Annotated in this window: 10 protein-coding genes; 6 read left to right on the top strand and 4 right to left on the bottom strand. The window is 43.6% G+C overall.

Translation table 11 applies throughout. The annotated features are described in order from the left end of the window. The first annotated feature begins 32 nt into the window (after positions 1–32). Both L1286_RS10490 and L1286_RS10485 read left to right on the top strand, forming a co-directional pair. A complete protein-coding gene (locus L1286_RS10490) occupies positions 33–2444 on the top strand; it encodes a Lon protease family protein (RefSeq protein WP_235406922.1) in 2412 nt (803 codons plus the stop codon). Positions 2445–2458: 14 nt separating this feature from the next. Continuing rightward, a complete protein-coding gene (locus L1286_RS10485) occupies positions 2459–2932 on the top strand; it encodes an FKBP-type peptidyl-prolyl cis-trans isomerase (RefSeq protein ID WP_442961712.1) in 474 nt (157 codons plus the stop codon). Between the two features lie 260 nt (positions 2933–3192). On the opposite strand, the gene L1286_RS10480 is transcribed toward L1286_RS10485, so the two are convergent. Further along, positions 3193–3816, bottom strand: a complete 624-nt coding sequence (locus tag L1286_RS10480) for a TIGR04211 family SH3 domain-containing protein (protein ID WP_235406919.1) — start codon at positions 3814–3816, stop codon at positions 3193–3195. A gap of 350 nt (positions 3817–4166) precedes the next feature. Between L1286_RS10480 and L1286_RS10475 the strand changes: the two genes are divergently transcribed. The 3 genes from L1286_RS10475 to L1286_RS10465 all read left to right on the top strand — a co-directional run bounded on the left by L1286_RS10475 (position 4167) and on the right by L1286_RS10465 (position 7264). Beyond that, positions 4167–5684 carry a CYTH and CHAD domain-containing protein gene (locus tag L1286_RS10475; protein ID WP_235406917.1) on the top strand — a complete coding sequence of 506 codons (1518 nt, stop codon included), beginning with the start codon at positions 4167–4169 and terminating at the stop codon, positions 5682–5684. Then, positions 5653–6354 (top strand): START domain-containing protein, encoded by a 702-nt coding sequence (locus tag L1286_RS10470; protein WP_235406915.1) that lies wholly within the window; start codon positions 5653–5655, stop codon positions 6352–6354. The genes L1286_RS10475 and L1286_RS10470 overlap by 32 nt, the downstream gene beginning before the upstream one ends. A 64-nt stretch (positions 6355–6418) precedes the next feature. Next, positions 6419–7264 carry an HDOD domain-containing protein gene (locus L1286_RS10465; protein WP_235407047.1) on the top strand — a complete coding sequence of 282 codons (846 nt, stop codon included), beginning with the start codon at positions 6419–6421 and terminating at the stop codon, positions 7262–7264. Between the two features lie 81 nt (positions 7265–7345). Here L1286_RS10465 and metK read toward each other — a convergent pair whose 3' ends face one another. Next, positions 7346–8497: a methionine adenosyltransferase gene (gene metK, locus L1286_RS10460; protein ID WP_235406914.1), complete on the bottom strand. Its 1152-nt coding sequence runs from the start codon at positions 8495–8497 to the stop codon at positions 7346–7348. A gap of 258 nt (positions 8498–8755) precedes the next feature. Between metK and tkt the strand changes: the two genes are divergently transcribed. After that, positions 8756–10747: a transketolase gene (gene tkt, locus L1286_RS10455; protein ID WP_235406912.1), complete on the top strand. Its 1992-nt coding sequence runs from the start codon at positions 8756–8758 to the stop codon at positions 10745–10747. 219 nt (positions 10748–10966) lie between these two features. Here tkt and L1286_RS10450 read toward each other — a convergent pair whose 3' ends face one another. Together L1286_RS10450 and L1286_RS10445 are read right to left on the bottom strand one after the other, a co-directional pair. Beyond that, positions 10967–12982, bottom strand: coding sequence for a methyl-accepting chemotaxis protein (locus L1286_RS10450; protein ID WP_235406910.1), 2016 nt, complete (start codon positions 12980–12982; stop codon positions 10967–10969). 115 nt (positions 12983–13097) lie between these two features. Next, positions 13098–13898, bottom strand: a complete 801-nt coding sequence (locus L1286_RS10445; protein ID WP_235406909.1) for a symmetrical bis(5'-nucleosyl)-tetraphosphatase — start codon at positions 13896–13898, stop codon at positions 13098–13100. Positions 13899–13901 lie beyond the last annotated feature (3 nt).

Genomic DNA, 13901 nt, shown 5'->3' with positions numbered 1-13901 from the left:
TCTATCGGGTGTTAACAATAAAGAATTCAGGAATGACTAAGACAATAAAGCCGCTTCTATCGGAGCAACTTGCACCGAGTGTTTCCTTGCAGCACATCCGCTCGTGTATGCAAAACCCGTATCCAGAGTCTTTACCTTTTATAGGTCAGCAGCGCGCCCAAAGCGCGTTAGACTTTGCGCTTGGCATGGACTTGCCTGGATATAATGTATTTGTCATGGGGGAAGCCGCGACAGGTCGCTTCACGATGGTTAAAGAAAAACTCGAAGCGCACAGTAAATCTAAGCCAACCCCAAAAGAATGGCTTTATGTCAATAATTACGAAGATCATCGTGAGCCCATCACCATGTTTATGCAACCTGGCGAAAGCCGTAAGTTAGCTGATGATATTGATGCGTTTTTAGATGAGGTTGTTGACACATTTCCAGCGGCCTTTGACAACCCAGGCTACCAGCGAAAGAAAAAGTCGTTAGACAGAGATTTTGACAATAAATACAACGCGGCTTTGACTGCTGTCGAGAACTTAGCGATGGAAAAAAGCGTTGTCATGATGGAAGAAAATGGGGCAGTCAGTTTTGCCCCGGTCGTGGATGGCAAACAGTTGGATGATACTGAGTTTGCCGCACTGGATGAACAAGCTCAAGCTCACTTTTATGATGCGATTGATGAGTTAGAAGATGGTCTCATTGAAGCGTTGATTGAGCTGCCTCGTTGGAAAAGAGAGTCGTCAGAAAAATTACGTAAGCTCAAGAAAACCACCATTGAGCTCGCCACAAAGCCACTGCTCAAAGCGCTCGAGCATAAATATGCGAGTCATATAGGTGTTATCCGTTACTTAAAAGATCTGAGAGTCGAAATTGTTGAAGCCGTACTAGATTGGCTGGATGATGAATCAAATGCCTCAGAAGAGCAAAAAGACGATTTTGATGCGAAGGGGATGCTGTCAGATTTCTTTGCACCTAATATTTTAATTGAATATAAAGAGGGCGCACCAGCGCCGGTTGTGTACGAGCCAAATCCAACTTTCGGGAATATTTTTGGCAAAATCGAGTATGAGAGTGCGCAGGGCTCGCTCATTACAAGCTATCGGTCAATTCAAGCCGGCGCACTGCATCGAGCGAATGGCGGTTACTTAATCATGGATGCTGACAAAGTGATTTCCTCTTCGCAGGTTTGGGACGGTTTGAAGTTGTCACTCAAGACGCACCAAATTAAAAATGATTTACCTTATCAGGATAGCTCGGTTGGGAGCAGCTTTACACTGAAACCTCAGCTCATTCCCATGGATGTAAAAATCATTTTGCTCGGTTCAAGAGATTTGTATTACACAATCAGTGAATACGATGAAGAGTTTGGCGAGCTGTTTAGAGTCCTTGCGGACTTTGATTACTATTTACCATCGAGTGATAGACTTCAGTATCAATTCGTTTCAAAAGTACAAGATTATACAGAGCAAACGCTTAAATGTAGCTTAACTGCTGAAGCCTTAGCTCGGTTACTTAAGTTCAGTTACCGCCAAGCTGAGCATCAAAATAAGTTGTCTGCACGGTTCGCCGATGTATTAGAGCTGGTGGCTGAAGCCAGTTACTACGCAAAGCAAGATGGTGTTGATGAAATTGATGCTCACCACATTAATGAAGCGGTGTTAGGCAAACAATATAGAACGGGCCAGTTAAGTGAGAATATGCTCAGTGATATCGAAGAGGGCCACACATTAATTGCCACAGAGGGAAAGGCAGTTGGTAAGGTTAATGGACTCACCGTTTTGCATATTGGCGATACCTCTTTTGGTAACCCAGCGAGGATCACGGCAACCGTCTATGCTGGATCAGATGGCGTAATCGATGTTGAGCGTGAGGCAGAACTTGGTAAGTCAATCCACTCTAAAGGGGTGATGTTGTTGACTGGTTATTTGGGCAACAAGTACGCTCAAAACTTCAGTTTAACCTTGAGTGCCAATATTGCCATTGAACAGAGCTACGGTTATATCGATGGTGATAGTGCGTCACTTGCTGAGCTTTGTGGACTTATCTCAGCAATTACCCAGCTACCCATCGACCAATCATTAGCTTTGACTGGATCCATCAATCAACATGGCGAAGTACAAGCCGTAGGTGGTGTAAATGAAAAAGTCGAGGGTTACTTTAAGCTTTGTAAAATGCGCGGATTGACGGCAAAGCAAGGCGTCATTATTCCGCATTCAAACCTGATCAACCTCGTGCTTGAAGATGAGGTTATTGATGCAATTAATAGTGATAAATTCCAAATTTTCGCGGTGAAAAATGTAGATGAGGCGCTCGAACTGTTGATGAAAGTACCAGCAGGTGACACACAAAATGGCGCGTACCCTGAAGGCACTATTAACCAAAAGGCTTTGCTACGTTTGGAGCAAATTGCACAGGTTGTGAGTGGCGAAGACAAAGAATCAACAGAAGAAAGCGAATAGGAAGTAACATGTCGATGACAAGTATTATTGTAACAGTGCTAGCACTCGGGCTGGCATGGTTCATTTATAATGGCAATCAAAAGCAAAAGCAGGTAGCACAAATAAACCGCATTGACGCACAGGCGTTCCTTGCTGAAAATGGCGCTAAGGCGGGTGTAACAACAACGGCAAGTGGCTTACAGTATGAAATCATTCAAAAGGGAACGGGGACAACTTCTCCAACGTTAAATGACTCCGTGACAGTGCACTATCATGGCACCTTGTTAAGCGGGGTGGTGTTTGATAGCTCCGTTGAGAGAGGAGATGCCCTGACATTTAGCCCAAAGCAAGTTATTGCTGGGTGGACTGAAGCATTACAGCTTATGGTTGAGGGAGATAAGTTCAGACTGTTTATTCCCCCAGATCTGGCATATGGAGATCGCGCAGCGGGAAAAATAGGCGCGGGGTCCTTGCTCGTGTTTGAGGTGGAGTTACTGTCAATAAATTAAATCGAGGCATTGTAATTACAAGCTCGTTGCGCTTTTTTAACGCAGGTCGATATTAGATCGAAACAGGCGCTGGTGCCGTCAATGGCAAGAAAAGGGAGCAGGGTGTCTGTTGCATGTCATCTGCCGTGTTATGACAAGGGGTATTGTCCTAGCGCAAGGATCAATAAACAGATGATTATTTGCCGAATAGAGTTTTGTTCCCTTATTGATATGTGCAGGGCGATAAAAAACCCACTTTGCTGCCAAAGTGGGTTGTGCTTTTAACTCCAGCCGTCATACCTTTTTCTACGTGACAGTAGCAATGTCAGTATCACACCTAGCAAAACCCCGCCAAGCGCAATGCCACCGCCATAGGACAGAAGCAGGTGTTGTTCACGTTCAACTTTGCTCTGTGCGCTCTTGGCCTGCTGCTCTAATTGCGCATTTAAATCCTTGATCGTTTTTTGTAATTCACTGTTTTGTGATTCAAGCGTATCGTAATCACTTTGTAGCTGTGGCATGGCTGATTGTAAAGATGCTAACTGATTTTGAGACACGTCCAATGCCTGTGTGAGCTCACTGAGTTGCTGCTTTAATCCAGGTTCTGCTGTGACAAACTTGGATTCAACCCAACCACTACGTTCTTTATTGTCAATGATGCGTACGTAATTATTATTTTGCTCATTGGTAATGGTGACAGGTGTCCCCGCTTCAATGGAACCGAGTATACGGTAATTTGTGCCTGGACCTGCGTGCATAAACAAGTAGAGATTATCAACGATATAGCCGTTAGGCATCGTCTGTTGTGCCGTTTGTTCCTGTGGATTTGTCTCATCTAAATCTTGTGCATGCAATGTAAGAGGAGAAAAAACAAACAAAAATGGCAGTGCGAGCTTTTTGAACATTCGCGAGCCTTTATTTTTTAAGTTTTATAGACAATTACCAAAATAGTATGGATTTAAGCGGCGCTTGGCAAGCGCTTAAAGCATAAACAGAAGGTTTTAATCTATATGTAACTGAAGGTTACCGCACCGTGAAGATGTATCTTTATATCGTGCAGTAGGTTAGCGAAAAAAATAGGCATTTAGGAAGCGTTTACCTGAAAAATGACAGAAGAAATGACGAATGTGTATGAGATGATAAGGATTTGTATAATTTAGTGCGTTTAGCGCTAGCTGGTGGTAAAAAGATTGCAAATGTTGATGCCTTTGTATATTTTGGGGGTTCTCAATTTTTATAGGTAAACCACGCCCTAATGGACACTGAAATAGAACTGAAGTTTTTGGTTTCAGATAATGAAGTTCCCTTGATCCCAGCTTTAATTACACAATTTGCAAAGCGGGTAAACAATAAACCAGCAAAAAATCTCCAGAATGCTTACTATGATTCTCCGAATAGAGAGTTGAGAGCCCTTGATATTGGCTTGCGCACTCGTTGTATGGATGGCAATTGTGAGCAAACAATTAAGCTTTCTGGCGAAGTCGTTGGTGGGCTTCATCAGCGTCCGGAATACAATCTACCGCTAGCTGGGAACAAACCAGACATTTCTGCATTTGACAGTGGCATTTGGCCAATGGGCATGCGCTTAGAGTCTATCGCAGAAAATCTATATCCAATATTTAGTACCAATTTTATTCGCCGCACTTGGCTCATTGAAACAGACAATGGCGGTAAAATAGAAGTGGTATTAGACAAAGGGGAAATTGCGGCAAGAGGCCAAGTAGAGGCCATTTGTGAACTTGAAATCGAATTGATTGAAGGTGAGCGCGCTGATCTATTTGAGCTTGCTGAACAGTTTTTATCCCACATAGGCCTTCGTCTTGGTTTTTACTCCAAAGCGGCACGGGGGTATCGACTCGCGGATGATTTGCCCTTAGCGGTAGATAAAGCAATTGGGTTTGTGCCGCTATCAGATGATTGCACACAAGAGCAAGCGCTGATAGCAACCGTCAATTATGCTATTGAATTTGTCCAAAAACATGAACAGTGCTACGTGAATGAGCCGAGCTTAAAAGCATTGAAGCGTATCATCGATGGCGTCCGTTTAATTAGACATGCTTTTTGGTTGTTCAATGATTTTGTTGCAAAAGAATCGACAGAGGCTTTGAAGAAAGAGCTAAAGTGGTTGTTGGGTGAATTACAGTGGGTCGAAAGTGCCAGTTATTTAAAAACTTATACGTCCAAACGACATGCATATTATAAGCGAATTCATAACGCACCTGAATTAGCACAAGTAATTGATGACCTTAAAGATGTCCAGCCTACTCCAACTGATTTAGAAGATTTGTTTCACTGTTCTAGATATAACAGGCTCATTCTAGATTTAACACGGTGGTTGTTAGAGAAGAACTGGCGACAAAATTGGGATCAAAATGCCATTAAGGCCGCGCAGAGCAGCGCAAAATCTCAAGCAAAAAGAATGTTTGATTCAGACTGGAAGGGGTTACGACATACTTTTTCAAACAATGAAGTGATGTCAGTGAACGCATACTTGCACGCAAGAGACGTACTTGAGACGATGTTGCTTAGTGGTAATTGCTTTGGCAGTTTGTTCGAGGCGTCCGATCGCCATGACTTTAGAGCGCCTTGGGTTGATATTGTCTTTGGTATTCATGAATTGGAAACTTTGCATTATTTAAAGCAATTATGTGAAGGTCAAAAAGAGCAGCCTTTCACGGAAATATTATCTTGGTTGCAGCAAAAAGCCGATTTTCTTGTGAGTGCCATGGAACAAAGCCGACATGCATCACTCAATTGCGAACCCTATTGGTAACAAGGTGTATGCCCGAGCGTTGGCATGCATCTTTATTTGTGCCATTACACTGGCTTTGTCTACTCGGTTTGCATACGCTTCTGAACCTTGGCAGCTGTATAAATCTAATGCTTGGCTCGATATTTACTACCGCAAACTGCCCAATGGCCTTTTGCAGGTAAAAGGCCATGCAACACTCGATAAAACAACGACAAAGTCTGTGATTGGCGCTTTAACTGATACAGACTCCATCCCCCTCTGGGTTGACAATATTCAGTCGGTTACTTTACTCGCAGCGCCGCAAGAGAATCGCTCGCTTGTCCATACAAAACTAAATCTCCCTTGGCCTGTGGCAGATAGGGAGATGCTGACGTTATCGTGCTTTAGTCAAATAGAGGACAACCAGCATTTATTGCAAATTCGCTCAGTCTTCGCGCCTGAAAAGTCGGACTCGTTAATTCGCATTACAGAAATTGTGATTGATTGGGAATTCTTCGAGCGTACATCTGGTTTGGATATCACCTACACGGCGCAAGCTCAGCTTAATGGCTCAGTGCCACAATGGTTAGCAAACAAAGCGTCACTTAAAAATACCCAAAAGATGCTTCAAGCATTAAAAGCACATCTCGCGACGCAGCAAGCACAGCTCTCGAATTGGACATTGCTGCCAGGAGATTGTGACGGATTTTGAAATAGTCGCGACAGGGCAAAATTCATCTACTACACTAAAATCAAAGCCACCTGACAGTTGCCATATGATAGACATTGATGACAAGGTTTTAGCTGATTTAAGATCCGGGTTCAACCTCCCTGCAAAGCCAGAAATTTTGCAAAGCTTACAAAATGAGCTCAATCAAGATGAGCCTGAGTTAAATCGAGTGGCCGAGATAATATCCGTAGATGTCGCGACGTCTGCTGCCGTTCTGAAGGTCATAAACTCCCCCGCATATGGCATGTCTAGGACAATCACGGATATTAAGCAAGCGGTGATGTTTTTAGGTATGAACTGTATCACGCAAGTAGTGACAGGGCATTTGCTTAAAAGTGCTTTTGACCAAAACGATAGCTGTATTTCTTTGCAACGATTTTGGGACAGTGCTTCTGAAATCTCTCAAGTGGCTATGCTTATCGGCAAAAAAGTTCGGGCCGAGACACCCATTGAAGACTTGCAGCTATTAGGGTTGTTTCATGATGCTGGTATTCCCGCTATGGCAATGAGATTTGGTGATTATGCTGATGTTTTATCTCGCGCTTCCCAACGCCCCGAGAAAACCTTACTACAGTACGAAGAGCAAGATTATCCGACCAATCATACGGTGGTGGGGTATTACTTAGCGAGTTCTTGGCATTTACCAAAGCGTGTTTGCCAAATTATTTTACGCCATCATGATGCCTTGTTTTTTCAAGATTGTGAAACCGAAGTCGAAAAGCAAACAATGGCCATATTGAAATTAGCTGAGAACTTTACGTTCGAGATCAAACATTTTAGAAGTTGTGCCGATTGGCATGCCTTTAGAGATGACGCAATGCTTTGCTTGGACCTAAGTGATGATGATTACACGGATATCAAGGAAGATGTTGAAGAGTTTTTGATTGGCTAGAATTGTAATTTAGAGCGTGCAATTAGGCATTAAAAAAGGCGCAATTAGCGCCTTTTTTGCAACTTAATCGTCATCAAACGATTATAAGTTAGCGGCTGCTTTTAGTGCGTCAGCTTTGTCTGTTTGTTCCCAAGGAAACTCTTCACGACCAAAGTGACCGTATGCCGCTGTTGGCTGATAAATTGGGCGCTCTAAGTCAAGCATGGTAATCAAACCATAAGGGCGAAGATCGAAGTGTTCACGTACCAATTCGATTAAACGTGCTTCTTCTAGTTTACCTGTACCGAATGTATCAATGCTGATTGACGTAGGCTCAGCAACGCCGATTGCGTATGAAACCTGAATCTCACATTTATCAGCAAGGCCAGCTGCCACAATATTTTTTGCGACATAACGGCCTGCATATGCAGCTGAGCGATCAACTTTTGATGGATCTTTACCAGAGAAAGCACCACCGCCGTGACGTGCCATACCGCCATACGTATCAACGATGATCTTACGACCAGTCAAACCACAGTCACCCATTGGACCACCAATAACAAAACGACCCGTTGGGTTAATGAAGAACTTGGTTGCTTCAGTAATAAGTTCTGCAGGTAATGTTGGTTTGATGATAGTTTCCATGACAGCTTCAACAAGGTCATCTTGTGAGATTGAGTCACAGTGCTGTGTTGAAAGTACAACCGCATCAATACCAACAGGCTTACCATTCTCGTATGCAAACGTCACCTGTGACTTTGCATCTGGGCGTAACCAAGGTAGTGTGCCATCTTTACGAACAGCAGCTTGACGTTGTACTAGACGGTGTGAATATGTAATTGGTGCAGGCATTAAAACGTCTGTTTCGTTACATGCATAACCAAACATCAGACCTTGGTCACCGGCACCTTGCTCTTCAGGACGAGCACGATCAACACCTTGGTTGATGTCTGGAGACTGCTTACCAATTGTGTTTAGAATTGCGCAAGAGTCCGCGTCGAAACCCATATCAGAGTGGGTGTAGCCGATTTCACGAACTGTTTTACGAGTTAGCTCTTCGATATCTACCCAAGCACTTGTGGTTACTTCACCACCAACCATGACCATACCTGTTTTTACATAGGTTTCACAAGCAACACGTGCTTTCGGGTCTTGTTCAAGAATTGCATCTAATACTGCATCTGAAATTTGGTCAGCAATTTTATCCGGGTGGCCTTCAGAAACTGACTCAGAAGTAAATAAGTGTTTCGCCATTATTTTATACTCACAATAGGGCGCTTCGCGAACACGCGTAAAACAGCGCTAAAAATTTAAGAGGATATTCTAACTAAAACATTAAACTATGCATAGCTTTTTTACGCCTAGACGTCTATTTTTACATCGCTTCTTTTAATGCATTAAAAACAATGTGAATTTATTACTTTTCTGCTGATTTTAATTGCAGTGGTTATTTTATTAGGTAAGAATGGGCCTTTAAAACAACCGTGCAAACATTTAAAGGTAGGAGAATCCATGCCATCTCGCAAAGAACTTGCAAACGCAATTCGCGTTCTATCCATGGACGCTGTACAAAAGGCTAAATCAGGCCACCCAGGGGCACCAATGGGAATGGCTGACATCGCAGAGGTACTTTGGCGTGACTATTTAAAGCACAACCCAAATAACCCAGAGTGGGTTGATCGTGATAGATTTGTATTATCAAATGGCCACGGTTCAATGTTAATTTATTCACTGTTGCACTTGAGTGGCTATGACCTGTCAATTGAAGATTTGAAGAATTTCCGTCAAATGCATTCCAAGACTCCAGGTCACCCTGAATATGGTTATGCACCAGGAATTGAAACAACCACAGGTCCATTAGGACAGGGTATTACAAACGCTGTTGGTATGGCGATTGCTGAAAAAGCGTTGGCTGCGCAATTTAACCGTGACGAATATGATATTGTAAACCACTACACTTATGCGTTTTTGGGTGATGGTTGCTTGATGGAAGGTATTTCTCATGAAGCATGTTCTTTGGCCGGTACGCTTGGGCTTGGCAAATTAATTGCATTTTGGGATGACAATGGCATCTCTATCGATGGTGAAGTTGAAGGGTGGTTTAGTGATGACACACCAAAGCGTTTTGAGTCATACGGTTGGCATGTAATCCCAGCAGTGGATGGTCATGACAGTGAAGCGATCAAAGCGGCAATTGAAGCTGCTCGTGCTGAAACAGGCAAACCAACTCTAATCTGTTGTAAGACCGTCATTGGTTATGGTTCACCGAATAAATCAGGTAGTCATGATTGCCACGGTGCGCCACTGGGCGATGATGAAATTAAAGCAGCACGTGAGTTCTTAGGTTGGGATCATGGTGCGTTTGAAATTCCTGAAGGTGTGTATGCCAAATGGGATGCAGCAGCACATGGCCAGCAAATCCAGAGTGAGTGGTTGGTTAAATTTACTGAGTACCAAATTAATTACCCAGAGCTAGCTGCCGAGTTTGAACGTCGTACCAAAGGCGAGTTACCAGCTGATTGGACAGCGCAATCTGAAGCATATATCGCACAATTACAAGCGAACCCGGCGAATCCAGCGACTCGTAAAGCGTCACAAAATGCCTTAAATACATTTGGTCCTATGCTACCAGAGTTTATGGGCGGCTCTGCGGATCTTGCGGGTTCCAACTTAACCATTTGGGAAGGCTCCAAAGGCCTGACAGCTGAAGATGCATCTGGCAACTACATTTTCTATGGTGTCCGTGAGTTTGGTATGTCTGCAATCATGAATGGTATTGCACTGCACAAAGGGTTCGTACCATACGGTGCAACTTTCTTAATGTTCATGGAGTACGCGAGAAATGCAGTTCGTATGGCAGCACTTATGAAGCAGCCAAGCATTTTTGTGTATACACACGACTCTATCGGCTTAGGTGAAGATGGCCCGACGCACCAACCAGTAGAGCAACTGGCGAATATGCGCATGACACCAAACCTAGTGAGCTGGCGTCCATGTGACCAAGTTGAGTCTGCGGTTTCATGGCAGCAAGCGATTGAACGCAAAGATGGCCCTACATCGCTTGTATTTACGCGTCAAGGACTAGAGCAGCAAAGCAGAACAGAGGCACAAGTCGCAGCGATTAAACGTGGTGGTTACGTCCTAAGCTGTGATTCAAACCCTGAAGTCATTTTGATTGCAACGGGTTCAGAAGTTCAGTTGGCCGTTGAAGCTGCTCAGCAGTTACGTGAAAGCGGTAAGAAGGTGCGCGTTGTATCTATGCCTTCTACTGACGTATTCGATGCACAATCGGCAGAATATAAAGAATCTGTACTACCAGTCGCGGTTACACGCCGAGTTGCGATTGAAGCGGGCATTGAAGATTTTTGGTACAAGTATGTTGGTTTAAACGGCGCTATTGTTGGCATGAGCACATTTGGTGAGTCAGCGCCAGCTGGTGAGTTGTTTAAACACTTTGGCTTCACTGTTGAGAACGTTGTAGAAAAAGCAAACGCACTTTTCTAAGGTAACGCACATACCTTGTGCTACAGTGAGTAGACACAGGGTATCAGCTTTAAAAACCGCCTCATTGACACAGGCGGTTTTTTTATATCTATGATCTGTGTCGAAAAGAGAGATGTATAGTTCAGGTGTTGACAGACAATGGAAGCGGTGCTGATATTCCTCAGCATAGGCATTAGGAAGGAAAGAAAAAGGCCATAACGAATTATGGCCTAGTTGTCGTTAAACTCTAAATTGAGATACTGACTGTCTGAGTTCTTCAGCCAGTTTGGCAACCTCAGAACTTGATATCGAAGTCTGGTTTGCCCCTTCGGCTGTTTGCTCAGCAATGGTGACGATGGACTCAAGTCGTTCACTGATCTCTTGAGATACCTGCTGCTGTTCATTGGCTGCTGTGGCGATTTCCTCACTGACATCATGCGCTCTGGATACTGCATCTGTAATGCTATTAAGTGCTTCGTTTGCAATATCACTTTGAGCCACACAAGATTCCGCCTGTTGCTGACCCTTCGACATTGCACTCACGGCCTCTTCGGCGCCGGATTGTAGCGACTCAATCATGGATTGAATCTCTTGGGTCGACTCTTGAGTCTTGCTTGCCAAAGAGCGAACTTCATCTGCAACCACGGCAAAACCACGGCCTTGCTCACCCGCACGGGCAGCCTCAATAGCCGCATTGAGTGCAAGAAGGTTCGTTTGTTCAGCGATACCGCGAATCACATCCAAAATCCCACCGATTGCTGAGCTATCTTGATGAAGTTTATTGATGACTGAAGAGACCTCTTCAACTTCGTGCGCTAACTGCTCAATCGTCCGTTTGTTATCGTGAGAAATACCTTTGACTCGTTCAGCTTCTTGATCTGCATTTTTGATTTCCTCAAGCGCTTGGTGGGCACTATTGCTTACCCCATGCGCCGTTGAACTCATTTCAGTCGTTGCTGTAGCGGCTTGTTCAACCTGAGATTGTTGGCTCTTGATTGCATGACTCGACTCAGAGGTAATTGCTGACGTTTGTTCAGAAGCTGCTGCCAATTGTGTAGAGCGAGAAACAATGCCAGCGATAAGATCTTTCAAGCTCTCGATTAAGGTATTACAGCTTTGTGCTAACTCTCCGAATTCGTCTTTTGCTGAGGCGTCAAGAGAATGTGTCATGTCACCTTTGGCGACGATATCCAATACGCGGTTGACCTCTGCAAGCGGTTTTGTAATTTTACTTACAGTGAAATAGGCAATACCGATTGCAAGTAATGCAGCCGCAATCATACCAGTCCAAGTTGCAATATTTGCAGAAGAAACATCTTGAGTCACTTCGTTTTGAATTTCAAAAGCGAGTTGTTTAGATTGCGCAACGAGGTTACCTAGCTGCTTTAAAGCTTTGGCTGTCGCTTGCTCAGCAGTATTTAATTCATTTTTTGTATTTTCTCGCGCATTGATAAGTTGCTCTCTATTACTAGCGATACCGTTACTACCTTGAAGCTGCTCAGACAAAGTTTGATAGTAGGTGTCTAAATCATTGAGCAAGTCTTCATCCAATTCTGCAACCGTTGCACGCATTAACTCGATGTTGCGGTCAATGTCTTCAAACACATAGCTTTGCTCTTTTTTGACGATATCTAACGTACTTCTTTCGTTAATGGTGAGCATGTCCGCGCTACTTGTGGCAAGTGAGCTAAGAGAATTTTCTAGCTTGTTTGCTGCTTGATAAGCTCTTTGGTTTATGGCCTCAAAGCCTTCTAAGTCCAAAATGTCGACAACCACGGTTGCGGCGTCATCTGCTGCGATTTCAGCTTCTTCTAACTGGTTTTTCAGTTGTTTGTTGAGGCTAAGTTCTAATGCCTTGTCTTGAAACAATGATTCCACCGAACTAGAGAAAGTCTGGAAGCTTGAGCGTACTTCCTTACTGCTGCTGGACAGTGTTGGTTCATCACTAACAATGTTGTCTAGATCCGAATAACTACGCTCGAATGCTTTTTGACGCTCGCTAAAAGCAGACTTAAGGCTGTTTAAGTCACCGCTTGATTGAGTATAAAAACTAGCTTGAGCTATTTTACTCATTTGAGTAAATTCAATCTGTAATGCTGCGCTGCGGTCAAGCGCTGGTAAAGATAGCGTATTAACGAGCTGAGTAGAACTATCTATATTTGCAATCCTTAGCAGTGAGTTCCCTCCGATGGACAATAAGAGTAGGGTTATGATTATAAAGCCACCCCAAATACGTTGGCTAACGGTTAAATTCATACAGGTATACCATCAAGTTAAAGCAGTACAACTACTTATCGGATTTATTGCGCATTAGTTAAGTATTTTATAGCAGATGTGAATAGAAAATTCAGTAAAAATGGACAGGTTTCGATTATTTGCTTGTTATTTGTTCATTTGTAGACAAGTTTAGCAGTGTCATCGGTCCCCCCCAAACACATCCAGTGTCTAAAGCAATCACTTTGTTTAAATTGGTCTTACCTTCCAGCGCAGCCCAATGACCAAAAATAAACTGCGTGCTCGCCGTTTTAAATCTAGCGTGATCAAACCAAGGTTGTAATTCACTTTCTTGGCCAAGTCCAGTTTTATTTTCAAAATCTAGGCATAATTCATTGGTTAAAAAACGCATGCGTGAAAAGACATTGATGATTGAATTAAATTTAACTTGTTTGTCCTGTGTGTCAGTGATGACGTCGGGCTGCTTTCCATACATAGCTTTGAGATAATCTGCTGCTTCTGCGCCTTGATAGCAGCTTTGTGCCCAATCGGAATGTCGCAGTGCAGTCTCTATGCTCCACAATGGATAGATCCCCGCGTGGGAAATAAAGCTGTCATATTGCGAGTTGTACACACAAAGCGGCTGCGACTGAAGATATGTGATATATGACGCCAACTTATCACTGGCTAACAGTGGGGCCAGTTTATCTTTTGGATTCGCTTGTTTATTTGCTAGAACAGTCGCAATGAGGTGTAGGTCGTGATTACCTAATGTGACCGTAACCGAGTCTTGCAATGTATAAACGAGGTCAATACATGAAAGGGAGTCAGGTCCTCGCGCAACCAAATCTCCCACAAGATAAAGGTGATCTTGACTTGGGTTAAAATCAACTTGTTCAAGTAAACGCTTAAACGGGCCGTAACAGCCTTGTAGATCACCTATTGCGTAGGTAGCCATAGC

Source organism: Pseudoalteromonas sp. SMS1 (assembly GCF_021530565.1).
GTDB lineage: Bacteria > Pseudomonadota > Gammaproteobacteria > Enterobacterales > Alteromonadaceae > Pseudoalteromonas.
This window is presented reverse-complemented; position numbering and strand designations above follow the sequence as displayed.

Excerpts from the sequence above, each read along its gene's own strand:
- L1286_RS10490 (WP_235406922.1), top strand. The coding sequence starts at position 33 with ATGACTAAGACAATAAAGCCGCTTCTATCGGAGCAACTTGCACCGAGT.
- L1286_RS10485 (WP_442961712.1), top strand. The coding sequence starts at position 2,459 with ATGACAAGTATTATTGTAACAGTGCTAGCACTCGGGCTGGCATGGTTC.
- L1286_RS10480 (WP_235406919.1), bottom strand. The coding sequence starts at position 3,816 with ATGTTCAAAAAGCTCGCACTGCCATTTTTGTTTGTTTTTTCTCCTCTT.
- L1286_RS10475 (WP_235406917.1), top strand. The coding sequence starts at position 4,167 with ATGGACACTGAAATAGAACTGAAGTTTTTGGTTTCAGATAATGAAGTT.
- L1286_RS10470 (WP_235406915.1), top strand. The coding sequence starts at position 5,653 with ATGCATCACTCAATTGCGAACCCTATTGGTAACAAGGTGTATGCCCGA.
- L1286_RS10465 (WP_235407047.1), top strand. The coding sequence starts at position 6,419 with ATGATAGACATTGATGACAAGGTTTTAGCTGATTTAAGATCCGGGTTC.
- metK (WP_235406914.1), bottom strand. The coding sequence starts at position 8,497 with ATGGCGAAACACTTATTTACTTCTGAGTCAGTTTCTGAAGGCCACCCG.
- tkt (WP_235406912.1), top strand. The coding sequence starts at position 8,756 with ATGCCATCTCGCAAAGAACTTGCAAACGCAATTCGCGTTCTATCCATG.
- L1286_RS10450 (WP_235406910.1), bottom strand. The coding sequence starts at position 12,982 with ATGAATTTAACCGTTAGCCAACGTATTTGGGGTGGCTTTATAATCATA.
- L1286_RS10445 (WP_235406909.1), bottom strand. The coding sequence starts at position 13,898 with ATGGCTACCTACGCAATAGGTGATCTACAAGGCTGTTACGGCCCGTTT.